Genomic DNA, 22,863 nt, shown 5'->3' on the forward strand with positions numbered 1-22,863 from the left:
AGTTGAATTTGCATGAGCTGTGATTTCTTGCAACTGGCACGCACGCCGGTGCAACAGCTGTCACCCTATGTGCCCGGCAAACCGGTCGAGGAGCTGGCACGCGAGCTGGACCTGAACCCGGCCGACATCATCAAGCTGGCCAGTAACGAAAACCCGCTGGGGCCGAGCCCGAAAGTGCTGGAAGCGATTGAAAAGGCACTGCCGGAGCTGACCCGCTATCCCGACGGCAACGGCTTTGCGCTCAAGCAGGCGCTGGCCGCCCATTACGGGCTGGACATGGCCCAGATCACCCTGGGCAACGGCTCCAACGATGTGCTGGAGCTGGTGGCCAAGGCCTGGCTGGAACCGGGCCACAACGCCGTATTCAGCCAGTACGCCTTTGCCGTGTACCCGATTGCCACACTGGCAGCCGGCGCCGAGTGCCGCGAAGTACCGGCCAAAGACCATGGCCACGATCTGGATGCGATGCTGGCCGCGATTGATGCCGACACCCGAGTCGTGTTCATTGCCAACCCGAACAATCCGACCGGAACCTGGTTTGATATCAGCGCTCTGGAAGCTTTTCTTGACGCAGTACCTGAACAGGTGCTGGTGGTACTGGACGAAGCCTATATCGAATATGCCTCGGGCAGCGAGTTGCCAAATGGCGTGAAATATCTATCGCGCTATCCGAACCTGATCGTCTCGCGGACCTTTTCCAAGGCCTATGGCCTGGCCGCCTTGCGCGTTGGCTACGCACTGTCCTCGCCCCGTGTGGCGGAAGTGCTCAACCGGGTGCGCCAGCCGTTCAACGTCAACAGCCTGGCGCTGGCAGCCGCTTGCGCCGCGCTGGAAGACGAGGACTACCTGTTCCGCAGCCGGCTGGCCAATGACCAGGGCATGGAACAGCTGGAAACCGGGCTGGAAGCGCTGGGGCTGGAGTGGATTGCCTCGAAGGGCAACTTCATTGCCGTGCGCTTCGGGCCGGATGCGGCCGCCATCAACCAGGCACTGCTGGAAAAAGGGGTCATTGTCAGGCCGGTTGCCGGCTATGGCATGCCCGAATACCTGCGGGTTTCGATCGGCACGCATGAAGAAAACGCACGCTTTCTCGGTGTTCTAAAGCAGGTGCTGGTCAATGATGCCTGAGGCAAAGACCGCCCCGCTGACAGGCAAGCTGACGGTTGTCGGACTGGGCCTGATCGGGGCTTCTTTTGCCAGGGCAGCACGCGAACTGGGGCTGTGCCGCGAAGTGGTCGGAGTCGATAGCGATCCGTCCACCTGCCAGGCGGCACTGGACATGGGCGTGATTGACAGTGGCCATACCAGCCTGCTGGAGGGCTGCCGCGATGCCGAAGTGATCCTGCTGGCCGTACCGGTACTGGCCGCAGGGCCGATTCTGCAGCAGCTGGCGGACGACGCACACACCCGCAACGCGATCATTACCGATGTCGGCAGCGTCAAGGGTGCATTTGTCAGGGCGGCAGAACAGGCGTTTGGCCGGCTGCCGGCCGGGCTGGTACCGGGACACCCGATTGCCGGCTCCGAGCGCAGTGGCGTGACGGCGGCCGATGCCGGGCTGTTTCGCCAGCACAAGGTGATCCTGACGCCCCATGCCGGCACTGAACCGCATGCCCTGGCGCTGGTCAGCCAGTTGTGGCAGCGCATGGGTGCCGACGTCGAACAGATGAGTATCGAACAGCACGACCTGGTGCTGGCGGCGACCAGCCATCTGCCGCATCTGCTGGCCTTCGGTCTGGTCGATTCGCTGGCGCAGCGCGACGAGAATCTGGATATCTTCCGTTATGCGGCAGGCGGTTTTCGCGATTTCACCCGCATTGCCGCCAGTGATCCACAAATGTGGCATGACATCTTCCTGTCCAACCGCGATGCCGTCCTGCAGCAACTGGACACGCTGAACGCCAACCTGCAGGCCTTGCGCCAGGCGGTGGCGGACAGCGACGGACATTACCTGATGGGGGTGTTCACCCGGGCCCGGGTGGCACGTGAACACTTTAGTACGATTTTGGCTCAACGGGCATATATGCAAACCATGGATAAAGAACTCATTTTCGTAGCGCAACCCGGTGGCAGCGCCAATGGCAGCATCCGCGTGCCGGGTGACAAGTCAATTTCCCACCGCACCATCATGCTGGGTTCGCTGGCGGTCGGCACCACCGAGGTGGATGGTTTTCTGGAAGGTGAAGACGCGCTGGCCACCATCCAGGCGTTCCGCGACATGGGGGTGGTCATTGAAGGGCCGGTCGAGGGCAGGGTGGTGATCCACGGTGTCGGCCTGCATGGCCTGCAGCCCCCGCCCGGACCGATCTACGTTGGCAATTCGGGTACCACCATGCGCCTGCTGTCCGGCATTCTGGCCGGGCAGGCATTTGACACCACGCTGACCGGCGATGCCTCACTGAGCAAGCGCCCGATGAACCGTGTCGCCAATCCATTACGCGAGATGGGCGCAGTGATCGAAACCGCCGCCGAAGGCCGTCCGCCACTGACCATCCGTGGTGGCCACAAACTGACCGGCATGCACTATGACATGCCAATGGCCAGCGCCCAGGTCAAGTCCTGCCTGCTGCTGGCTGGCCTGTATGCTTCCGGCAGCACCTCGGTGACCGAACCGGCACCGACCCGTGACCACTCCGAGCGCATGTTGCAGGGTTTCGGTTATCCGGTTGAAGTCCATGATTCGACCGTCAGGATCGAGAGCGGTCACGAACTGTCGGCGACCTATATCGAGGTCCCGGCTGATATCTCTTCTGCGGCTTTCTTCATGGTGGCCGCCTGTATCGCCGAAAATGCCGATGTCATGCTGGAGCACGTCGGCATCAACCCAACCCGTACCGGTGTCATCGACATCCTCAAACTGATGGGTGCCGACATCAGCATCGAGCGGGTACGTGTAGTGGGCGGCGAGCGCGTGGCCGACATCCGTATGCGCAGCTCGAAGCTGAAGGGCATCGAGATCCCGCAGGAGCTGGTACCACTGGCGATTGACGAGTTCCCGGTACTGTTCATTGCCGCTGCCTGTGCCGAAGGCCGTACCATCCTGCGTGGTGCCGAAGAGCTGCGTGTCAAGGAATGTGACCGCATCGAGGTGATGGCCGACGGCCTGCGCACTCTTGGCGTACAGGTGGAAACCCTGCCTGACGGCATCATCATTGATGGCGGCCCGATGGGCGGCGGCGAAGTCTGGGCCCACGGTGATCACCGCATTGCCATGTCCTTCAGCGTCGCCTCGCTGCGCGCCGCCCAGCCGATCCGCATCCACGGCAGCCAGCATGTGGCAACATCCTTCCCCAACTTTCTACAACTCTGTGCCCGTCTGGGCATGCGCGTGAGCGCGGAGGTCGGCGCATGAGCCAGATACCTGTAATCACTATTGACGGCCCCAGCGGCTCGGGCAAGGGAACCGTCACCGGGCTGGTGGCACGCCAGCTCGGCTGGCATGTGCTGGATTCCGGTGCGATCTACCGTGTGCTGGCGCTGGCAGCCGAACAGTCCGGCATTGCGCCGACCAGCGAAGCGGCATTGCGCACCATGGCGCTGCAACTGCAGGTGGAATTTGTCGATGGCAAGACCCTGCTCGGTGGCGCCGATGTCGGACGCGCCATCCGTACCGAATCCGTCGGCAGCTACGCCTCACAGATCGCCTCGCTGGAAGGCGTCCGTGAAGGGCTGTTGCAGCGTCAACGGGATTTCCGTCAGGAACCCGGCCTGGTTGCCGATGGCCGTGACATGGGCACTGTGGTTTTTACCGACGCACCACTGAAGATCTTTCTCACTGCCAGCGCCGAGGAACGTGCCCGCCGCCGCTATTTGCAGTTGAAGGAGGCCGGGCATTCTGTTAATCTCCCGGCCCTTGTGGAAGAAATTCGTGCGCGCGACGAGCGTGACACCAATCGTGAAGTGGCTCCGCTCAAGCCTGCCGATGATGCCATCGTGCTTGACTCGACCACCTTGACGATTGAACAGGTTGTAGAACGCGTCCTGGCCGAAGCCACCACCCGTGGGCTCGGCAGCTAGCGTTCTATAAGCAAGGCTGGTAGCGGCCCAGACAGCGCCGCCCCGGTCTTTTTATTCATAAACCCGCATTGTCTGGAATGTGGACGGGTCAGTCCGACCCTTAAAAGCAGGATTAAACATGAGCGAAAGCTTTGCAGAACTTTTTGAAGAAAGCCTTAAATCCCTGGACATGCAGCCGGGCTCCATCATCACCGGTATCGTGGTTGATATCGACGGTGACTGGGTAACCGTACACGCCGGCCTGAAGTCCGAGGGCGTCATCCCCGTAGAGCAGTTCTACAACGAGCAAGGTGAACTGACCATTGCCGTGGGTGACGAAGTCAGCGTCGCGCTGGACGCGGTTGAAGATGGCTGGGGTGAAACCAAGCTGTCCCGCGAAAAAGCCAAGCGTGCCGAGTCCTGGCTGGTTCTGGAAGCCTCTTTCAACGCCGAGGAAGTGGTTAAGGGTATTATCAATGGCAAGGTCAAGGGTGGTTTCACTGTTGACGTCAATGGTATCCGTGCGTTCCTGCCAGATTCTCTGGTAGACGTGCGCCCTGTGCGTGACACCACTCACCTGGAAGGTAAAGAGCTGGAATTCAAGGTCATCAAGCTGGACCAGAAGCGCAACAACGTGGTGGTTTCCCGCCGCAGCGTTCTGGAAGCTGAAAACAGTGCCGAGCGCGAACAGCTGCTGGAAAACCTGCAGGAAGGCCAGCAGGTCAAGGGCATTGTCAAGAACCTCACCGACTACGGTGCCTTCGTCGACCTGGGCGGCGTAGACGGTCTGCTGCACATCACCGACATGGCCTGGAAGCGCATCAAGCACCCAAGCGAAATTGTCAACGTTGGCGACGAGATCGACGTCAAGGTGCTGAAGTTCGACCGCGAGCGCAACCGCGTTTCCCTGGGTCTGAAGCAGCTGGGTGAAGATCCGTGGGTAGCCATCAAGGCGCGTTACCCGGAAGGTACCCGCGTACAGGCCAAAGTGACCAACCTGACCGACTACGGCTGTTTCGCCGAGCTGGAAGAGGGCGTCGAAGGCCTAGTTCACGTCTCCGAAATGGACTGGACCAACAAGAACATCCACCCATCCAAAGTGGTACAGGTTGGTGACGAAGTTGAAGTCCAGATTCTGGACATCGACGAAGAGCGCCGCCGTATTTCCCTTGGCATCAAGCAGTGCAAAGCCAACCCCTGGGAAGAGTTCTCCGGCCAGTACAACAAGGGCGACAAGATCTCCGGCACCATCAAGTCCATCACCGACTTCGGTATCTTCATTGGTCTGGATGGCGGCATCGACGGTCTGGTTCACCTGTCCGACATCAGCTGGCACGAAGCCGGTGAAGAAGCCGTTCGCAACTACAAGAAAGGCGACGAGCTGGAAACTGTCATCCTGTCCGTTGACCCTGAGCGCGAGCGCATCTCCCTGGGCATCAAGCAGCTGGAAGACGATCCGTTCTCCAACTACGCTTCACTGAACGAGAAGGGCAGCATTGTCCGCGGTACCGTGAAGGAAGTTGACGCCAAGGGTGCCATCGTGGTTCTGAGCGACGACGTTGAAGCCGTACTGAAAGCCTCCGAAATCAGCCGTGACCGTGTTGAAGACGCGCGCAACGTGCTGAAGGAAGGCGACGAAGTCGAGGCCAAGATCATCAACATCGACCGCAAGTCACGCGTCATCAACCTGTCCATCAAGTCCAAGGACGTTGAGGACGAGAAAGACGCGATGAAAGAACTGCGCAAGCAGGAAGTGGAAGCTGCCGGTCCGACCACCATCGGTGATCTGATCCGCCAGCAGATGGAAGGCCAGAACTGATTCTGGGCGACCATTAGAAAAAGGGGATGCTTGCATCCCCTTTTTTGTGTCTGTCAGAAGGTGAAATGATGCTTGAATGTCGTTTGTACAGCACCCTGGGCTGTCATCTGTGCGAAGAGGCGGAAAAGGTACTGCAGCCGTTGTTGACGGTGTTGCCATTGCAAATCGAATGGGTGGATATTGTCGAGCGGGAAGACTGGGTGGAGCGTTACGGCGTGCATATCCCGGTGTTTGCCCGGCTCGATACCGGGGCTGAGTTGTTTTGGCCTTTTACCACGCAGCAGGCGTGGGAGTTTTGTACCGGGTGATGTTTTTTCCTTCGGTGTTTTTGGTGTGTTCGGTGTGGCAGGGTGGCAGGGTGGCAGGGCGGTAGAGGCGCTACGCCAGGCTGACGCTGCCAGTGCCGAAGCGGAGCTTCGTCCCTGTTGCTAATGCCTGGCTTCGGCCTCTGCCACCCTGCTGATACACCCAGGTGTTGGGGAGGGGGTGGCCCGGCTGTGCCGGGCTGCTGTCGCTGTGTAGGTCTCTGCATCCCGTGTGTACCTGTAGGTCCGAATTTATTCGGACATGTGCGGAATTGATGAATGGAGACGGGAAAGGATGCGTGAGTTCATTTGTACATGAGCCCCATGTCCTGGCAGGGTCGGGCTGCTGTTGTTGTGTACGTCTCTGTATCCCGTGTGTACCTGTAGGCCCGAATTTATTCGGACATGTGCGGAATTGATGAATGGAGACGGGAAAGGATGCGTGAGTTCATTTGTACATGAGCCCCATGTCCTGGCAGGGTCGGGCTGCTGTTGTTGTGTACGTCTCTGTATCCCGTGTGTACCTGTAGGCCCGAATTTATTCGGACATGTGCGGTATTGATGAATGGAGACGGGAAAGGATGCCTGAGTTCATTTGTACATGAGCCCCATGTCCTGGCAGGGTCGGGCTGCTGTTGTTGTGTAGGTCTCTGTATCCCGTGTGTACCTGTAGGTCCGAATTTATTCGGACATGTTCAGTAATGGTGAGTGGTGGCAGGAAAGGATACGTGAGTTCATTTGGGCATGAGCCCCATGGCCCGGCAAAGTCGGGCTTTGTCTGGATAAATCCGGACCTACAACAGTGCAAGGGTACGAGCTGTTCTTGCTTAAAATCAAAGTTGATCAGGCTGACAGATACACCAGCGTCAGCATGCCGTGGCCGTAAGGGGTCCACAGGCAGGGGAATTCCATGCCGCTGTGGTACGTATCCGACAGGTCGCGCAGCAGTTGCAGGGTCAGCCAGCCGTCCTGTGCGTATTCGGTGATCCGGGCATCCTGGAAGCCGAAATATGTTCTGGTGAGCGGGTTGATGGCCTTGTACAGGCTTTCCTTGGCGGAGAAGATCAGTGTCAGTCGCCGGGCGGCTTCATCTTCGCTTAAATCATGCAACCAGTGTTGTTCGTCGGGGGTCAGGATTGCATCGCACAGGCGCAGGGCGCGCTTTGGGCTGATGAGCCGCTCGATGTCCAGTCCCAGCCCGCTCCATTGTGTTGTGGGGCCGGCAATGGCTGCCGCCAGGCCATGACTGTGGGTAATGGAGCCACACCAGCCATCAGGCCAGACCGGCAAGCCCGTATCACTGTCGCGCGTCGGTAACGAGGCGCATTGTCCGTTCTGGCCAAGCGCCTGTGCGGCGCAGAGGCGGCCGGCCAGGAATTCGCCTTGCCGTTTGCGGTTGCTGCCAGAGGGTTGCAAGCCGTGATCAAGCAGATCCTGTTCACGGGAGGCAGCCGGATCAAAGCATGCCGTCACCAGTTGGCAACCTGGCAGACTGACCGTGAAAGGCCAGTTGCACGCCAGTGTTTGAATAAAACCGGGACGAATAGGGGATGAAGGCATGATCGTGCTTGGCTGGAATGACTTTTCGTTATAAGATTGTCTTTTTTGAACAGCTATTATTATAAGAGCGCTGTATTATAACAATCCCGAGGCAACCATGAAATTACAACAGCTGCGTTATATCTGGGAAGTGTCCCGCAACGGATTGAATGTATCAGCAACCGCACAGGTGCTGTATACCTCCCAGCCAGGCATCAGCAAGCAAATCCGCCTGCTGGAGGACGAGCTGGGCGTGGAGATCTTTGCCCGCAGTGGCAAACACCTTTCGCATATCACTGCCGCTGGTGAACAGGTCATTGCCGTGGCCGGCGAGATTTTACGCAAATGCGAACAGATCAAGCAGATTGCCAACGAATTTTCCAACGAGCGGGAAGGGGTGCTGGCGGTTGCCACCACTCATACCCAGGCGCGTTATGCATTGCCACCGGTGATCAGCAGCTTCATGCAGGATTATCCGGAAGTGTCCCTGCACATGAACCAGGGCACACCGGCGCAAATTGCCGAGATGGCTGCCGATGGTGCGGTGGACTTTGCCATTGCCACCGAAGGGCTGGAGGCGTTCCCCGAACTGATCACCATGCCCTGTTACCGCTGGAACCGCTGTGTGGTGGTACCAAAGAATCATCCGCTGGCCGGTGTAGAGAAGATTACCCTTGAGCAGCTGGCCGAGCATCCAATCGTGACCTACGTGTTCGGCTTTACCGGACGCTCCAAACTGGACGAAGCGTTCAGCCTGAAGGGTCTGACGCCCAAGGTGGTATTCACTGCTGCCGATGCCGACGTGATCAAGACCTATGTGCGCCTTGGCCTGGGGGTCGGTATCGTTGCCGGCATGGCGGTGGACCCGCGTCAGGACAGTGACCTGGTGGTGCTGGATGCCAGCCACCTGTTCGAGTCCAGCGTGACCAGAATTGCTTTCCGTCGCGGCACCTTTTTACGCGGCTACATGTCGGCCTTCATCGAACAGTTCGCCCCCCATCTGACGGTGCGCATCCAGCAGGAAGCCATCCAGTGCCGTGACCAAAAGGAGCGTGACGAGCTGTTTGCCGACATGGAGCTGCCCGTCTACTAGGTGGCTGAAACCGACCGGCCAGAGCGCAATAAAAAACGCAGCCCGGAGCTGCGTTTTTTATACCCGTGCTGCTGTTAGCCGGGGAACAGTTCGTTCAGCTTCATGGCCAGCATCATGTCGCCTTCGGTGCGCAGCTTGCCCATCATGAAGGCCTGCATGCCATCGGTCTCGCCACTGGCCAGACCCTGAAAGGTCTCTGCATCCATGATCAGGGTTACGTTGGCGTCGGCGTTGTCACCTTCCTGCACATTACAGGCGCCATCCTTGACGGTCAGGTTGTAATTGCCGGCGTCTTCGATGTTGAACTGGAACACCAGATCCAGGCCAGCAGCAGCAGCAGCGTTGAAACGCTCGGTATAGGTCTTGATGTGATCAGCAACTGAGCTCATTTTATTTTCCTTTCTCGAAGTTGCGCCTGGGCGCCAAGGGTAGATGCCGCGGGTTTGCGGCGTTTGACAGGGCAAGGTTAGGGGCTGGTATCGCGGCTGTCAAACAATTTCATACGATTGTTTGAAATCTTGTCCGCAAGGGCTTCCGCAACATGGCAGGCCCCCGCTTTTTCTCCATTGCAGGTACAATCATGCTCTTTGATTGATATTGCAGGCTGGGGGTCAAGTGGATTTTTTACTGGATTATGCGGGTTTTCTGCTGCGTGCTGCGACTGTGCTTATTGTTCTTGTAGTGCTCCTGATTACTGTCGCCGGGCTCAAGGGCCGGCAGCGCAGCAAGGAGGGCGAGCTTGAAGTGCGCTCGATCAACGAACGCCTCGATGACATCAGGGAGGGCATGCAAGCCGCAGTGCTGGACAAGGCCGAGTTGAAAAAGCTGGCCAAACAGCGCAAGCAGCAAGAGAAACATGACAAGAAAAACCCGGTCAGCAAACCCAGGGTGTTTGTGCTGGATTTTGACGGCGATATCCGCGCCTCGGCCACCGACAGCCTGCGCCAGGAAGTCACCGCAGTACTGAGTCTGGCCGGCAAGGATGACGAGGTGGTGCTCCGCCTGGAAAGCGGTGGCGGCATGGTGCACAGCTATGGTCTGGCATCCTCGCAACTGGCCCGTATCCGCGATGCCCAGATTCCTTTGACGGTCTGTGTCGACAAGGTGGCCGCCAGCGGCGGCTACATGATGGCCTGTATCGGCAACAAGATCCTCAGCGCACCCTTTGCCGTGCTCGGTTCGATCGGCGTGGTGGCACAGATGCCCAACATTCATCGCCTGCTAAAGAAGAACGATATCGACGTGGAGGTACTGACTGCGGGTGAGTACAAGCGCACGCTGACCTTCATGGGCGAGAACACCGAACAGGGCCGGGCCAAATTTTTGCAGGACCTGCAAACCACCCACGACCTGTTCAAGAATTTTGTTGCCCGCTACCGGCCACAACTGGACATGGCCACGGTGGCAACGGGGGAGGTCTGGCTGGGCACTGACGCGCTGGCCAAACAGCTAGTAGACGAAATCAGCACCAGCGACCAATATCTGGTGCAACGTGCCCGGGAAGCCAGCGTGTTCCAGGTCAGCTATAGCTTCCGGAAGAACCTGCAGGAGCGCATCGGCCTGGCTGCCGCCAGCACCGCCGATAATGTCGCAACACGACTCTGGCAGCGCTTGCAACAGGGCTTCTGGCATTAAAGAACAATACAAGAGGTAAAGCGAATGACAACTTATCGTGCATTGTGGGTCACTGAAGAGCCGCAGTTCAAACAGCAGGTCATCCGGCGTGATCTGGACGAGTTGCCGGCAGGCGAGGTGCTGGTGCGTGTGCATTATTCATCCCTGAACTACAAGGATGCCCTGTCGGCCACCGGCAATCGCGGTGTGACCAGAAACTTTCCGCATACGCCGGGAATTGATGCCGCCGGAGTAGTCGAACATTCGACAGCGGAAGGCTTTGTGCCCGGTGACGAAGTCATCGTCACCGGCTATGACCTGGGCATGAACACCTATGGTGGCCTGGCTGATTACATTCGTGTTCCGGCCAGCTGGCTGATCAAGCGCCCTGCCGGGCTGAGCCTGCGCGAGGCGATGATTCTGGGCACGGCCGGCTTCACGGCCGGGCTTTGTGTGTACAAGCTGGTACGTGCCGGCTTGCAGACCGGTGATGGCGATGTGCTGGTTACCGGTGCCACCGGCGGGGTTGGCTCGGTTGCGGTGAAACTGCTGTCACAGCTGGGTTATCGGGTGGTCGCGGCAACCGGCAAGGCAGACCAGATTCCATTTTTGCAGGAACTCGGCGCTGCCGAGGTGATCGACCGTGCCGAACTGGGCGAGGGCACCGACCGGCCAATGCTGAAAAGCCGCTGGGCCGCCGCGGTGGATACGGTTGGCGGGGATGTCCTGTTCAATGTGGTCAAGTCACTCAACTATGGTGGCAGTGTGGCCTGTTGCGGGCTGACCGCCGGTACGCACTTTAACGGTAATGTCTTTCCGTTCATCCTGCGGGGCGCCAACCTGCTCGGCGTCGATTCGGTCGAGTTGCCGCTGGTGGCCAAGGCGTCGATGTGGGACATGCTGTCGCTGCAATGGAAGATGGATCTTGAGCCCCTGGTTGACGAGATCAGCCTGGAAGACACGCCACAGGCCATTGCCAGGATCCTGGCAGGACATCAGAAGGGCAGGGTGCTGGTGAATGTCATAGGTTAGGGCAAACATCTGGCGCCTGCTGCATCGGGGCAACCAATGTTATCCATCCATAAAAAATCCCGCTGCATGCAGCGGGATTTTTGTTCGGGTGAAGACCGCAATCAGCCTTCGTAACGCTTCAGTACCAGTGTGGCGTTGGTGCCGCCAAAGCCGAAGCTGTTGCTCATGATGGTGTCGAGCTTCACGCCTTCTTCGGTTTTGGTGACAATCGGCAAGCCCTGGGCGGCTTCATCCAGCTCGTCCACGTTGACGGAACCGGCAATGAAGTCGTTTTCCATCATCAGCAGGGAGTAGATGGCTTCCTGTACGCCGGTGGCACCCAGGGAGTGGCCGGTCAGGCTCTTGGTTGAGCTGATTTTCGGTGCCTTGTCGCCAAACACGGCGCGGATGGCTTTCAGCTCGGCGACGTCACCGACCGGGGTGGAGGTGCCGTGGGTATTGATGTAGTCGATAGGAGCGTCAATGCCGGCCATGGCCTGCTGCATGCAGCGCTCGGCACCTTCACCGCTCGGGGCAACCATGTCATAACCATCGGAGGTGGCACCGTAGCCAACGATTTCGGCATAGATCTTGGCGCCGCGCTTCAGGGCGTGCTCCAGCTCTTCGACCACCACCATGCCGCCACCGCCGGCAATGACAAAACCGTCACGGTTGGCGTCGTAGGCACGGGAAGCTTTGTCCGGGGTTTCGTTGTACTGGGTGGACAGGGCACCCATGGCGTCGAACAGGCAGCTCTGGCTCCAGTGTTCTTCTTCACCGCCACCGGCGAAGACAACATCTTGTTTACCCAGCTGAATTTGTTCAACTGCCTGGCCAATACAATGGGCACTGGTGGCACAGGCCGAGGATACGGAGTAGTTGACGCCCTTGATTTTGAAAGGGGTGGCCAGACAGGCGGAAACGGTGCTGCCCATGGTGCGGGTGACACGGTAGGGGCCGACACGCTTGACGCCTTTTTCACGCAAGGTGTCTATGGCTTCCATCTGGTTCTGGGTGGAGGCACCGCCGGAGCCGGCAATCAGGCCGGTACGCGGGTTGGATACCTGCTCTTCGCTCAGGCCACTGTCTTCGATGGCCTGCTGCATGGACAAATAGGCAAATGCGGCGGCATCACCCATGAAGCGCAACACTTTGCGGTCAATCAGCTCTTCGAGGTTGATATCGACCGAACCGGAAACCTGACTGCGCAGGCCGGCTTCGGCATAGGATGGATTGAAACGGATACCGGAGCGCCCGGTACGCAGGCTTTCAATGACTGTGGCCTTGTCGGTACCGATGCAGGAGACAATGCCAATACCGGTGATAACTGCACGACGCATACTCTCTATCCCTTAAAAAGAATCGGTGGAGGTGAACAGGCCCACACGCAGGCCTTCAGCGCTGTAGATTTCACGGCCATCCACGCTGACCGTGCCATCGGCAATGGCCAGGATCAGCGAGCGGTTGATGGTGCGCTTGATGTGAATGTTGTAGGTGACTTTCTTTGCGGTGGGCAGCACCTGGCCAAAGAACTTGACTTCACCCGAGCCCAGGGCGCGGCCGCGGCCGGGGTTGCCCTGCCAGCCGAGGTAAAAACCGACCAGCTGCCACATGGCATCCAGGCCCAGACAGCCGGGCATGACGGGGTCGCCTTCGAAGTGGCAACCGAAGAACCACAAGTCAGGGTTGATATCCAGCTCGGCAACGATCTCGCCCTTGCCGAATTTGCCGCCGGTGTCACAGATGTGGCTGATGCGGTCAATCATGAGCATGTTCGGCGCAGGCAGCTGTGCATTACCCGGACCGAAGAGTTCGCCACGACTGCATTGAAGCAGCTCTTCGTAGGTAAATGAATTCTGTTTGCTCATGCTTGCTCCTCGTTATGCGCCTTGCAAATATTGGGTGTTTCGGTTGCCATCAGGCAGGTTTCAGTTTGATAACTGCGCCATGGTAGCGGTAAAACCATGAAAAAATCCATAGAACTTAAGGTGCCTGCGGCTGCTTGCAGCAGTAACGCGGCCGCTTTGTTCCCCTGTACTGAACAACATAGACAGCCACTCCGGGTTCCGGGTCACATCAGATTTGCGCTATTCATGGACAGGGCTTGCCGGAAGCATCTGTCTGCAGGCAGGATGGCAAGCGTTACCGGCCTGCCATGATGCCGGCCCGATCACGCACCTGAACACGGAAGCACCATGCACAACGTCCTGTATCCCTTGTGGCCCATTTTCGCCCTGATCCTGTTTGGCTATTTGCTGCGCAGGGGGCGCTTTCTGGAGCAGGGGTTCTGGAATGGCGCGGAACGACTGAACTATTTCATCTTGTTTCCGGCGTTGCTGGTCAACAGCATGGTGAAAGCCCCGTTTTCCAGCCCTGACTTGCCGAAAATCGCCTTGCTGGCACTGCTTTGCACCGGCGGCATCTGGTGCCTGTTGTTGCTGTTACGCTGTTATCGGCACTGGCCCGCCGCACGCTTTGGCGTACTGGTACAGGGTGCCTTGCGTTTCAATACCTACCTTGGGTTGGCCATGGTCAGTGCCTTTTATGGCGCGGAAGGGCTGGCGATTGCCGCCATCATCATGGCGGTGAAAATTCCGGTGCTGAACTTCCTGTCAGTCTGGGCACTGGCATCCGGGCAGGGACTGAGCCCCTGGCACATGGCGAGGCCAATCCTGAAGAACCCGCTGATCCAGGCATGCCTGCTGGGGATTGCGCTCAATCTGTCCGGAATCGGCATGCCACTGGGCAGTGACAACCTGATGGGCATGCTCGGGGCCGGCAGCCTGCCACTAGGACTGCTGTGCGTGGGCGCGGCCTTGCAGCCCGCCGGCTTGCTTGGCGAGCGTTCGGCCATGCTGGTCAATAGCCTGGCCCGGCTGTTGCTGGTACCGGCAGCCTGCGGAATGCTGGGCTGGCTTTTGGGGGTTCCAGCCCAGGCGGCAGCACTGATGGTGATCTTTTTTGCCCTGCCGACAGCACCTACCGCTTACATACTGACCCGCCAGATGGACGGGGACAGCGAACTGATGGCCGGCATCATCACCATGCAAACGCTGCTGGCAGCGGTCACTTTGCCGCTGGTGCTGAGTTTGTTGCCGGGTTGAGGGCCATGTGCGTCACTGTAGGTCCGGATTTATCCGGACAAGGCCCGGCATCGCCGGGCCTTGGGCCTTGTGCAAATGAATTTACACATCCTTTCCTGCCACGACTCACCCAATACCGTATATGTCCGAATAAATTCGGACATATAGATGGTCGTGGCCTGGATGTGATGATTGCCTTATGACACCGCACTCTGCCTGGCACTGCGCCAATTCCAGGCGGCTACCAGTGCCACCACGATGATGCCGGCGATATCTGTATAGGTTTCCGGGATGATCATCATCAACGCACCGGCTGCCAGGATCAGGCGCACCAGGGGTGACAGCGGTGTTTTCAGGTAGCCTTCCACTGCCGCCCCGAGAGCAATGATGCCGACAATCGAGGTGAAACTGATGGAAATGATGTCCCACACCGGTGGCAGCGGGAACTCGCGGGCATTCATCGGCAGGCCGGTGACGTCGATCATCATCATCGCCGGGTTGTAGACGAACAGGAAGGGCACGATGAAACCGGCCAGTGCCAGACGCAGCGAAATGAAGCCGGTACGCATGGGGTCACCACCGGCAATGCCGGCACCGGCAAAGGCGGCCAGCGCTACCGGCGGAGTGATGTTGGCAAACAGGCCGAAGTAGAACACGAACATGTGGGCAACCAGCACCGGTACGTCGAAGTTGGCCAGCGCCGGAGCGGCCATGGTGGCGGTGATGATATAGGCCGGAATGGACGGCAGGCCCATACCGAGAATCATCGAGGCCAGCATGGTGAATACCAGGGTCAGCATCAGCGAGCCTGCACCGATGCTCATGATGGACGAGGTCATCACGCTGCCGAAACTGGTCAGGCTGACCACGCCGATGATGATACCCACCACGGCACAGGCCACCATCACCGACAGCGACTGACGCGCACCGTCGGCCATGGCTTCGAAGATGTCGCTGATCGACATGCGGGTACTCTTGCGCAGGCTGCTGATAATGATGGTGATGATGATGGTGTAGAAGGCGGCAAAGCTGACTGGCACCGACTTGAACAGCAGCACCACCAGCGCAACGATGGGGATCAGCAGGTGGCCGCGCTCCTTGAGCACTTCCATCACTCGTGGCAGGTCGGCCTTGGGGATACCCTTGAGGTTTTCCCGGCCGGCACAGAAGTGCACCTGGGCGATCACGCCGAGATAATAGAGCAGGGCGGGCAGCAGGGCGGCCAGCGCGATGCTGCCGTAGCTGACGCCGGTGGTTTCGGCCATGATGAAGGCGCTGGCTCCCATGATCGGCGGCAGGATCTGGCCACCGACCGAGGCGCTGGCCTCCACCGCGCCGGCAAAGTTCTTGTCGTAACCGATCTTCTTCATCAGCGGAATGGTGAAAGCACCGGTGCCCACCACGTTGGCTACGGCAGTGCCGTTGATGCTGCCCATGAAACCGCTGGAGATCACCGCCACCTTGGCCGGACCACCCTGCTTGTGGCCGGCCAGTGCCATGGCCAGGTCGTTGAACAGCTGACCCATGCCGGACTTGGCGAGGAAGGCGCCAAACAGGATGAACAGGAAGATGAATGTCACCGATGCTCCGATGGCGGTCGAGTACAGGCCCTCGGTTTTCAGGTACATCTGGCCGAAGATGTCGCCCATGTCAAAGGCGCGGGTCAGCAGGCGGTCCGGCATGAAGTCGAAATGGCTGATGAAGGGATAGGCCAGAAACACCAAAGCCAGAATGGGCAGCATCCAGCCCATGATGCGGCGGGTGCCCTCGATCACCAGTACCACGGTAAGAATGGAAAAGGCGATGTCCAGGGTATTGGGAATGCCGCCCCGGGTAGTCATGATGGCCTGATATTCCAGTGCCAGATAACCGAAACTGGCAGCGCTGGCCAGTACCAGTAGCCAGTCGACCAGACTGACGCGGCTACGGCTGGTGCTCTGACGCGCCGGATACAGAAAGAAGATCAGGCACAGGCCGATTGCCACGTGGGCGCTACGCTGCAGCAGCTCCGGCATCGGGTTGTAGGTGATATAGAGGTGAAATGCCGAGTAGGCCACCGACAGCCAGAAAACCAGCCAGGCCACCGGTTTGCTGCTGATATTTCGCAGCACCGAGGCGCGGTCAAATTTTTCCAGCAATTCCTGTTCGGTATTAGCCGGGGTTATGTCCTTGTCTGAAGAGGTCATGACATGAATCCATCAGTAAAATTTGCCCAAAAGGGGTCCGCCTGACCCTGAAGCCAAGCACGGTATAGTCATCAAACCAGGCATGTACCGGCCATGCCTGCTGGTTTATCCAGAGTGTGGATTGCACGTTACCCGATACAACCCAGTCAAGTTCGTTCAGCAGCCGGTTGACCTGATAGTCGACCAGCCCGCTGCTCCCGCCATGCAGGTTGCCGTCACTGGGCGTGCCGGCACCGTAGGTCTTGAAGCGGCTGCGGGTCAGAAGCAGCTTGCTGCCGCTGCGGCGATAATCCTCGCGCCAGTCTTCCTTTTCCACCGAATGTTGCCACTGCAGGGCAAAGCCGCTGTCCGGCAGGCGACACGTTTGTCCGGCCACCGACAGCCCGATGCTGTCGACTGGCCATAACAGGGCTGCCAGAACAAAAAGGCCGGACAATCCTGTGAGGATGCCCGGCCATTTTTTGCTGTGCCGGGAATCAGTCCGCCGCCAGCTCGTCATAGTATTGCTGTGCACCTGGGTGCAATGGAGCAACCAGCCCCTGCTGGGCTGTCTCGACGGAAACATCGTTCATCGCCTGGTGCGAGTTACGCAACTGGGGCAGGCTCTCGAAGAAAGTCTTGGTCAGTTTGTAGACGTCTTCCTGCGACAGGTCCGAGCGTACGGCCAGCGCGTTCATGATCGCGGCAGTGGCTACCGGCTCGTCGTTGCCGTAGGTACCGGCAGGAATTTCCAGCGAGACAAAATAGCTCTTGTCCTCGGCAATACGGGCGATGTTTTCCGGCTTGATGCTGACCATTTGCAGGTCGAAGCTCTGTTCCAGCTCTAGCAGGGATGCATTGGGCAGGCCGCTGGTGAGGAAGGCTGCGTCCAGCTTGCCGGCTTTCAGGGCATCGGCCGCTTCGGCATAGCCCAGATAGTCGACCCTCAGGTCGCCATAGGCGATATCGTGGCCGTTCAGCAGGTTGCGTGCGTTCACTTCCACGCCGGAGTTCTGCGCGCCAACAGCTACACGCTTCCCGCGCAGGTCCTCCAGCGTCTTGATGCCGCTTTTCTTCGAGGTGACGATCTGTACATAGTTCGGATACAGGGCTGCAATCTGCTGCACGTTGGTGACCGGTGCCTGGAAGCTGCCTTCACCGGCCAGCGCATCGCTGAGCACGTCGCTCATCAGGAAGGCCAGTTCGACCTTGTTCTGCGCCATCAGGTTAACGTTTTCCACTGAGGCACCAGTGGTCTGGGTTTTTGAGTTGACACCATAGGTCTTGTTGAAAATTTCACCCATGGTGGTGGCAATGATGTTATAGGGACCGGAAGCACCGCCAGTGGCGATGGTGGCAAAACGGGTTTCAAGCTTGTTGTCGGCTGCCGGGGCGGCAGCCGTACCGGTGCTGGCCGGCGCGGCTGCGCTCTGGGCCTGTTTGCTGCCGGAGTCGTCGGAACAGGCCGTGATCAGGCCGGCCAGGGCGAGCATGCCAATGCTGGTACGCAGAGTTTTTTTCATGTTGTTTCACCTTGTATGCAAAGTCGGGATTGTACAGCCGGCATGGGATGACAACAGGTACTTGCGGTTGTCCGCACGCCTTTGTGATTATTGGTACACATTCAGTGACAAAATGACTTTAGCACAACAGGCCGGCAGGGTAGGACTGTTTATCACAGTTTTGCCGGCTATTCGTGGGTCAACAGCTTTTCCAGGTCGAGGATGCAGATCTGCCGGCCTTCCAGCAGCAGCAGGCCTTTGCGCTCCAGCTGGTTGAGGACGCGCGATAGCGTTTCCGGCTGGATTGACAACTGGCTGGCAATCAGCCGCTTGGTCGCGGGCAGCTCAAACTTTGGTGCCATGCAGCGGCTGCATGAACTGAGGGCACGGCCGACCAGGTAGCGGACCACGCGGTCAATGGATTTCTTGAACGACAATATTTCCAGGGTTTCCAGACTGTCCTGCTCCATCTGGGCCAGCGTGGAGAGCAGGGCAAGGCTCAGCTCGCTGTTGCCCAGGATGACCTCGCGATACTCTTCCAGCGGAAACAGCAGGACCTCGGTATTTTCAACCGCCATGGCTGTAAAGTGGTAAATGGCATGGATGGAGAACAGCATGCCTTCGGCCAGCTGATCACCGGTATTGAGGATCCTGAAAACCTTTTCCTGGCCATCCTGGGTCAGGCGGTACAGCTTGAGCGAACCGGACAGAACAAAGCCAAAGTACCGGGCGACATCACCCTGCTGGTAGATGTAGTCTCCCCGGGCAAGGCTGAGTATTTCCGCACGCTCTTTAAGCCTGTCTTGTTCTTCAGCAGTCAGCTGGCTGAACAGGGGATTGCCATGCAACTGGACATAGCGCGAGGAAAAACCCATGTGGAATCCTTGAGTTGTAACGTAACTTTGTGCGAATGAAACAATATGATCGTGCAAGTTTAGCATGAAGCCGGCATGAGGTTACAAAGCCACAGACAGCCCGGTGACGGGTAAACTTGTTGGTTATGGGGAAGTGTGACCCTATAATGCCTGCACATTGCCAGGGGTAAAGAGAGGAATGGAATGACAGTCAAACAACCCGTAGCCGTTCTGGGTGGCGGAAGCTTTGGCACGGCAGTAGCAAGCTTGCTTGCTGCCAACGGCTATCCGGTCATGCTGTGGATGCGGGACGCCGCGCAGGCGGCGGCGATCCGGGAAAGCGGACGAAACCCGCGCTACCTGAAGGATCTCGACCTCGGCCCGTACGTCCAGCCGACCACCGACCTTGCCAGCGTGTTGCAAAGGTGCGAGCTGGTGTTCGTTGCCTTGCCGTCCATGGCACTGCGCTCGGTGCTCGCACCCTGCAGCGGGCAGCTGGCCGGCAAGATGCTGGTCAGCACTACCAAGGGCATCGAGGCTGACACCTTTCTGCTGATGAGCCAGATTCTTGAACAGGTGGCACCACAGGCACTGATCGGTGTACTGTCGGGCCCCAATCTGGCCCGTGAAATTGCCGATCGCGCCCTGACCGCCACGGTGGTCGCCAGCGAACACGAGGAGCTGTGCAGCCGCGTGCAGCAGGTGCTGCACGGCGATACGTTCAGGGTATATGCCAGCAAGGACCGTTTTGGTGTCGAACTGGGCGGCGCACTGAAGAACGTCTACGCGATCATTGCCGGCATGGCTGCCGCCATGGGCATGGGTGAAAACACCAAGAGCATGCTGATTACCCGGGCGCTGGCCGAAATGACCCGGTTTGCCATGAAAATGGGGGCCAACCCGATGACCTTCCTCGGGCTGTCGGGCGTTGGCGACCTGATTGCCACTTGCACTTCGTCAAAAAGCCGCAACTATCAGGTTGGTTTTGCGCTGGGGCAGGGCGTGCCGCTGGAGCAGGCGGTCGAGCAACTGGGCGAGGTGGCCGAGGGGGTCAACACCCTGCGTGTGCTGAAGCAGAAGGCCGCCGATCTGGAGGTCTACATGCCGCTGGTCAACGGTCTGCACGCCATCCTGTTTGAGGGCTACCCGCTACAGAAAATCATTGGCGGCCTGATGAGTGGCGAACCAAAGACCGATATCGATTTCATTTCACCTGATGGATTTGCGGAGTAATCATGGCGTCTGCTGCAAAAAAACTGGAACGTGAGGCGCTGGCTATCCGGCTGGCGTGGATGCTGCTGTACGGACTGGCGTGGCAATTGGCCGTTCCCTTACTGATGCTGGTTGTCGTGTTACAGCTGGTTTACCGGCTGTTCAAGGGCAAACCCCATGACGGACTGGCCAGGCTTGGCGGCGGCCTTGGCGGCTTCCTGGCACAGATTGCCCGCTTTGCCAGCTTTCAGGTCGATGACAAGCCATGGCCAGTGGCCGACTGGCCGGAACCGCAGCCCGGGGCAAATCCGGATAACGGGCCTGCAACATGAAGATCTGGCTATTGCGACATGGAGAAGCTGCACCTGCACGCGGTCGTGATGCCGAGCGGGAGCTGACCGAGCATGGTCGTCAACAGGTAAGGGACATGGCCTGCCACTTGGCAGGGCAATCTCTGTCCCGGATCATTTGCAGCCCCTATGTGCGGGCAAGACAGACAACAGATGTCCTGCTTGAGGCGCTCGGTTGCGGAACCACTCCACTGGTCGTTCCCTGGCTGGTACCTGACGAGCCGGTACAAAGCGTAGTACGGCAGCTGGATAGCCTGCCGGGCGCAGACATGCTGCTGGTCAGCCACCAGCCACTGGTGGGCTTGCTTGGCAGCTGGCTATGTGACGGCACTCTGGCTCACCCGCTGCCACTGGGCACGGCCAGCCTTGCCTGCCTGGAGGGCGACTTTGTCATCGCCGGCCTGATGCGCTTGCAGGCCATGCACCACCCACAAGTGCGAACGTGAGAATCAAGAAGCCCAGGTGCATCTGAATGTTCCCGGGCTCAAAAGCGATGCTGCATCGCCGTGTCATACCCAATACAAATATAAAAAAGGAAAACGCATGTTCCAGGTAGAAGAAATCCGCATCCAGCTCCCCCACATCGATCTGGCCGCCCGCGTCTATGGCCCCGAAAACGGCAAGCCGGTGCTCGCCCTGCACGGCTGGCTGGATAACGCCATGACGTTCGAACTGCTGGCACCGCGCCTGCAGGGATTGCGCATTGTCGCCATGGACATGGCCGGGCACGGCCACTCCGGCCGGCGCGGCCCCGGGGCCGGTTATCAGCTCTGGGACTACGCGCTGGACGCCCTGATGGCTGCACATCAGCTTGGCTGGCAGCGCTTCTCCCTGCTGGGCCATTCACTGGGCGGTATCATTTCGGTACTGATTGCCGGCGCCGTACCCGAGCGCATTGAGCGCCTGGCACTGATTGACGGGCTGGTTCCCGATACCGGCGAAGCCGCACACTCGCCCAAAAAACTCGGCGAAGCGCTGCTGGCGCAAATTGCGCTGGCCGACAAAAAGAAAACCGTATACAGCACTATCGAACAGGCGGTCGAGGCCCGCAAGCGCGGCCTGATCGCGGTCAGTCAGCAGGCGGCGGAGCTGCTGGCCTCACGCGGACTGAGCCCGGTGGCCGGCGGCTACAGCTGGAATACCGACCAGCGCCTGACGCTGCCCTCGCCACTGCGCCTGACCAACGCCCATGCCCTGGCCTTTGTAAATGCGTTAGAGTGTCCGGTGTCACTGGTACTGGCAGAGCAGGGGTTGCTGTTGAATATTCCTGAATTCGTGTACTTCCTCGACCATCTGGGCAAACCGAACATCCAGGTGGAGCGGATGCCGGGCGGGCATCACCTGCATGTCAATGACGAGCAGGGTGCACAGGCAGTGGCCGATTGTTTCAATGGTTTTTTTGCCGGGTGACAGCCGTCACGGCAAATTTTCATCTACGGAGTATTGTTGAATTGACGATCCGAATTGGCTTCTTGTTTGCTGTTGTCAGCACTCTTTATGCCGGTCCGCTGGCAGCCGCGCAGACCGTACTGGACGCCGTCAGTCAGCTGCCATCGCTGGTGGACTCCCGCTTGCTGGAGCAGACTGCCGGACAGCCGGCAGAAAAAATCTACCCGCTGGGTTCGGTACGTAGAATCAGCGGCCAATTGCGCTTTTCCGACGAGCTGACGGTGCGTGGCGAACGTCACCGCGCGACCTGGCAACTGTCTGCCGTACATGCTGCCGATAGCGCCTTTACCCAGGGGCGCGAACTGTTGCAGGCTGCAGGGGCACGGCTGCTGTACTGGTGCCAGGGACGCGACTGCGGCCCGAGCAACCTGTGGGCCAACGCGGTCTTTGACAACGCCCGGCTCTACGGGCCGGATGAACGCCAGCTGTATGCCTTGCTGGCCGGTGCCAGCGGGCAGGAGCTGTTTGCCCTATACGCGGTGACCCGCGGCAACGGCCGTGGCATGTTGCATGTTGAACAATTCATGACTGATGAGCTGCCTGACGGACTCTATCCGGCCGCGGCAACGCTTTTGCTGCAACTGCAAACCGACCAGCGCCTCGAACTAACCGGCAACCAGGGTGAAATCCGTGCCGAAATTCCCCAGCTGGCTCGCGCACTGAACCGGGATAGCTCCCTGCGCGTGGTCCTGAGTGGTGCCCAGGCAGCCAGCTGGCGCGAACAACTGGTCAGTGCCGGAGTTCGTGCGACACGCATGGAGCTGGGCGAAGAAACCGGAGCAGCCACACGGATGGACGTACTGCCCTGACGCCCCGGCTTTCCGGCACCATGAACACAACACCGGCAGGCTCTTTACACCAGGCCCGTTAC

General features: G+C 59.0%; 22 protein-coding genes. 14 read left to right on the forward strand and 8 right to left on the reverse strand.

The window, feature by feature from the left end; translation table 11 throughout:
• Positions 1–12 precede the first annotated feature (12 nt).
• The 5 genes from hisC (at position 13) to AR306_RS06140 (ending at position 6,123) form a co-directional block, all read left to right on the forward strand.
• A complete protein-coding gene (gene hisC, locus AR306_RS06120) occupies positions 13–1,128 on the forward strand; it encodes a histidinol-phosphate transaminase (RefSeq protein ID WP_101496684.1) in 1,116 nt (371 codons plus the stop codon).
• Complete coding sequence (locus AR306_RS06125) at positions 1,121–3,352, forward strand: bifunctional prephenate dehydrogenase/3-phosphoshikimate 1-carboxyvinyltransferase (RefSeq protein ID WP_407071190.1); 2,232 nt, start codon at positions 1,121–1,123, stop codon at positions 3,350–3,352. Before hisC ends, AR306_RS06125 begins: the two co-directional genes overlap by 8 nt.
• Positions 3,349–4,017 (forward strand): (d)CMP kinase, encoded by a 669-nt coding sequence (gene cmk, locus AR306_RS06130; RefSeq protein ID WP_101496686.1) that lies wholly within the window; start codon positions 3,349–3,351, stop codon positions 4,015–4,017. The genes AR306_RS06125 and cmk overlap by 4 nt, the downstream gene beginning before the upstream one ends.
• A 118-nt stretch (positions 4,018–4,135) precedes the next feature.
• Positions 4,136–5,815 carry a 30S ribosomal protein S1 gene (gene rpsA / locus AR306_RS06135; protein ID WP_101496687.1) on the forward strand — a complete coding sequence of 560 codons (1,680 nt, stop codon included), beginning with the start codon at positions 4,136–4,138 and terminating at the stop codon, positions 5,813–5,815.
• A gap of 65 nt (positions 5,816–5,880) precedes the next feature.
• Positions 5,881–6,123 carry a glutaredoxin family protein gene (locus AR306_RS06140; protein WP_101496688.1) on the forward strand — a complete coding sequence of 81 codons (243 nt, stop codon included), beginning with the start codon at positions 5,881–5,883 and terminating at the stop codon, positions 6,121–6,123.
• Positions 6,124–6,963: 840 nt separating this feature from the next.
• Here AR306_RS06140 and AR306_RS06145 read toward each other — a convergent pair.
• Positions 6,964–7,680, reverse strand: a complete 717-nt coding sequence (locus AR306_RS06145) for a 4'-phosphopantetheinyl transferase family protein (protein ID WP_101496689.1) — start codon at positions 7,678–7,680, stop codon at positions 6,964–6,966.
• 97 nt (positions 7,681–7,777) lie between these two features.
• On the opposite strand from AR306_RS06145, the gene cysB reads away from it, so the two are divergent.
• A complete protein-coding gene (cysB, locus tag AR306_RS06150; protein ID WP_101496690.1) occupies positions 7,778–8,752 on the forward strand; it encodes an HTH-type transcriptional regulator CysB in 975 nt (324 codons plus the stop codon).
• Between the two features lie 74 nt (positions 8,753–8,826).
• Here the strand turns inward: cysB and AR306_RS06155 are convergent, their stop codons facing one another.
• Entirely contained in the window at positions 8,827–9,141 is a 315-nt protein-coding gene (locus tag AR306_RS06155) for an SCP2 sterol-binding domain-containing protein (protein WP_101496691.1), read from the reverse strand.
• A gap of 226 nt (positions 9,142–9,367) precedes the next feature.
• On the opposite strand from AR306_RS06155, the gene sohB reads away from it, so the two are divergent.
• Together sohB and AR306_RS06165 are read left to right on the forward strand one after the other, a co-directional pair.
• Entirely contained in the window at positions 9,368–10,387 is a 1,020-nt protein-coding gene (gene sohB, locus AR306_RS06160) for a protease SohB (protein WP_101496692.1), read from the forward strand.
• A gap of 24 nt (positions 10,388–10,411) precedes the next feature.
• Positions 10,412–11,398: a YhdH/YhfP family quinone oxidoreductase gene (locus AR306_RS06165; RefSeq protein ID WP_101496693.1), complete on the forward strand. Its 987-nt coding sequence runs from the start codon at positions 10,412–10,414 to the stop codon at positions 11,396–11,398.
• A 101-nt stretch (positions 11,399–11,499) separates the two neighbouring features.
• On the opposite strand, the gene fabB is transcribed toward AR306_RS06165, so the two are convergent.
• Together fabB and fabA are read right to left on the reverse strand one after the other, a co-directional pair.
• Positions 11,500–12,717, reverse strand: coding sequence for a beta-ketoacyl-ACP synthase I (gene fabB, locus AR306_RS06170; protein WP_101496694.1), 1,218 nt, complete (start codon positions 12,715–12,717; stop codon positions 11,500–11,502).
• Between the two features lie 12 nt (positions 12,718–12,729).
• A complete protein-coding gene (fabA, locus tag AR306_RS06175; protein ID WP_101496695.1) occupies positions 12,730–13,245 on the reverse strand; it encodes a 3-hydroxyacyl-[acyl-carrier-protein] dehydratase FabA in 516 nt (171 codons plus the stop codon).
• Positions 13,246–13,572: 327 nt separating this feature from the next.
• Between fabA and AR306_RS06180 the strand changes: the two genes are divergently transcribed.
• A complete protein-coding gene (locus tag AR306_RS06180; protein ID WP_101496696.1) occupies positions 13,573–14,481 on the forward strand; it encodes an AEC family transporter in 909 nt (302 codons plus the stop codon).
• Positions 14,482–14,657: 176 nt separating this feature from the next.
• Here AR306_RS06180 and AR306_RS06185 read toward each other — a convergent pair whose 3' ends face one another.
• From AR306_RS06185 to AR306_RS06200, 4 genes are all read right to left on the reverse strand, one after another.
• On the reverse strand, positions 14,658–16,646 hold the full coding sequence (locus tag AR306_RS06185) for a TRAP transporter permease (protein WP_101496697.1): 1,989 nt from the start codon (positions 16,644–16,646) through the stop codon (positions 14,658–14,660).
• Positions 16,612–17,082 (reverse strand): DUF1850 domain-containing protein, encoded by a 471-nt coding sequence (locus AR306_RS06190; protein ID WP_166627808.1) that lies wholly within the window; start codon positions 17,080–17,082, stop codon positions 16,612–16,614. The genes AR306_RS06185 and AR306_RS06190 overlap by 35 nt, the downstream gene beginning before the upstream one ends.
• A 40-nt stretch (positions 17,083–17,122) precedes the next feature.
• Entirely contained in the window at positions 17,123–18,148 is a 1,026-nt protein-coding gene (locus AR306_RS06195; RefSeq protein WP_101496699.1) for a TAXI family TRAP transporter solute-binding subunit, read from the reverse strand.
• A gap of 167 nt (positions 18,149–18,315) precedes the next feature.
• Entirely contained in the window at positions 18,316–19,002 is a 687-nt protein-coding gene (locus AR306_RS06200; protein WP_166627809.1) for a Crp/Fnr family transcriptional regulator, read from the reverse strand.
• 183 nt (positions 19,003–19,185) lie between these two features.
• Here AR306_RS06200 and AR306_RS06205 point away from each other — a divergent pair, with 183 nt between their 5' ends.
• The 5 genes from AR306_RS06205 to AR306_RS06225 all read left to right on the forward strand — a co-directional run bounded on the left by AR306_RS06205 (position 19,186) and on the right by AR306_RS06225 (position 22,801).
• A complete protein-coding gene (locus AR306_RS06205; RefSeq protein WP_101496701.1) occupies positions 19,186–20,214 on the forward strand; it encodes an NAD(P)H-dependent glycerol-3-phosphate dehydrogenase in 1,029 nt (342 codons plus the stop codon).
• A 2-nt stretch (positions 20,215–20,216) separates the two neighbouring features.
• On the forward strand, positions 20,217–20,525 hold the full coding sequence (locus AR306_RS06210; protein WP_101496702.1) for a DUF4389 domain-containing protein: 309 nt from the start codon (positions 20,217–20,219) through the stop codon (positions 20,523–20,525).
• Complete coding sequence (sixA, locus tag AR306_RS06215) at positions 20,522–20,989, forward strand: phosphohistidine phosphatase SixA (RefSeq protein ID WP_101496703.1); 468 nt, start codon at positions 20,522–20,524, stop codon at positions 20,987–20,989. The genes AR306_RS06210 and sixA overlap by 4 nt, the downstream gene beginning before the upstream one ends.
• Before the next feature lie 97 nt (positions 20,990–21,086).
• Entirely contained in the window at positions 21,087–21,953 is an 867-nt protein-coding gene (locus AR306_RS06220; protein ID WP_101496704.1) for an alpha/beta fold hydrolase, read from the forward strand.
• Between the two features lie 41 nt (positions 21,954–21,994).
• A complete protein-coding gene (locus AR306_RS06225) occupies positions 21,995–22,801 on the forward strand; it encodes a DUF4892 domain-containing protein (protein ID WP_166627810.1) in 807 nt (268 codons plus the stop codon).
• The last annotated feature ends 62 nt before the right edge of the window (positions 22,802–22,863 follow it).

It is taken from the genome of Thiopseudomonas denitrificans, assembly GCF_002866065.1.
GTDB classification, from domain to species: domain Bacteria; phylum Pseudomonadota; class Gammaproteobacteria; order Pseudomonadales; family Pseudomonadaceae; genus Thiopseudomonas; species Thiopseudomonas denitrificans.

Bases quoted from the DNA above. Each gene is read 5' to 3' on its own strand.
- cmk (WP_101496686.1), top strand. From the start codon at position 3,349: ATGAGCCAGATACCTGTAATCACTATTGACGGCCCCAGCGGCTCGGGC.
- AR306_RS06220 (WP_101496704.1), top strand. From the start codon at position 21,087: ATGTTCCAGGTAGAAGAAATCCGCATCCAGCTCCCCCACATCGATCTG.
- AR306_RS06165 (WP_101496693.1), top strand. From the start codon at position 10,412: ATGACAACTTATCGTGCATTGTGGGTCACTGAAGAGCCGCAGTTCAAA.
- AR306_RS06140 (WP_101496688.1), top strand. From the start codon at position 5,881: ATGATGCTTGAATGTCGTTTGTACAGCACCCTGGGCTGTCATCTGTGC.
- sixA (WP_101496703.1), top strand. From the start codon at position 20,522: ATGAAGATCTGGCTATTGCGACATGGAGAAGCTGCACCTGCACGCGGT.
- AR306_RS06125 (WP_407071190.1), top strand. From the start codon at position 1,121: ATGCCTGAGGCAAAGACCGCCCCGCTGACAGGCAAGCTGACGGTTGTC.
- AR306_RS06205 (WP_101496701.1), top strand. From the start codon at position 19,186: ATGACAGTCAAACAACCCGTAGCCGTTCTGGGTGGCGGAAGCTTTGGC.
- AR306_RS06200 (WP_166627809.1), bottom strand. From the start codon at position 19,002: ATGGGTTTTTCCTCGCGCTATGTCCAGTTGCATGGCAATCCCCTGTTC.
- AR306_RS06195 (WP_101496699.1), bottom strand. From the start codon at position 18,148: ATGAAAAAAACTCTGCGTACCAGCATTGGCATGCTCGCCCTGGCCGGC.
- cysB (WP_101496690.1), top strand. From the start codon at position 7,778: ATGAAATTACAACAGCTGCGTTATATCTGGGAAGTGTCCCGCAACGGA.
- rpsA (WP_101496687.1), top strand. From the start codon at position 4,136: ATGAGCGAAAGCTTTGCAGAACTTTTTGAAGAAAGCCTTAAATCCCTG.
- AR306_RS06210 (WP_101496702.1), top strand. From the start codon at position 20,217: ATGGCGTCTGCTGCAAAAAAACTGGAACGTGAGGCGCTGGCTATCCGG.
- hisC (WP_101496684.1), top strand. From the start codon at position 13: ATGAGCTGTGATTTCTTGCAACTGGCACGCACGCCGGTGCAACAGCTG.
- fabA (WP_101496695.1), bottom strand. From the start codon at position 13,245: ATGAGCAAACAGAATTCATTTACCTACGAAGAGCTGCTTCAATGCAGT.
- fabB (WP_101496694.1), bottom strand. From the start codon at position 12,717: ATGCGTCGTGCAGTTATCACCGGTATTGGCATTGTCTCCTGCATCGGT.
- AR306_RS06155 (WP_101496691.1), bottom strand. From the start codon at position 9,141: ATGAGCTCAGTTGCTGATCACATCAAGACCTATACCGAGCGTTTCAAC.
- AR306_RS06180 (WP_101496696.1), top strand. From the start codon at position 13,573: ATGCACAACGTCCTGTATCCCTTGTGGCCCATTTTCGCCCTGATCCTG.
- AR306_RS06145 (WP_101496689.1), bottom strand. From the start codon at position 7,680: ATGCCTTCATCCCCTATTCGTCCCGGTTTTATTCAAACACTGGCGTGC.
- AR306_RS06185 (WP_101496697.1), bottom strand. From the start codon at position 16,646: ATGACCTCTTCAGACAAGGACATAACCCCGGCTAATACCGAACAGGAA.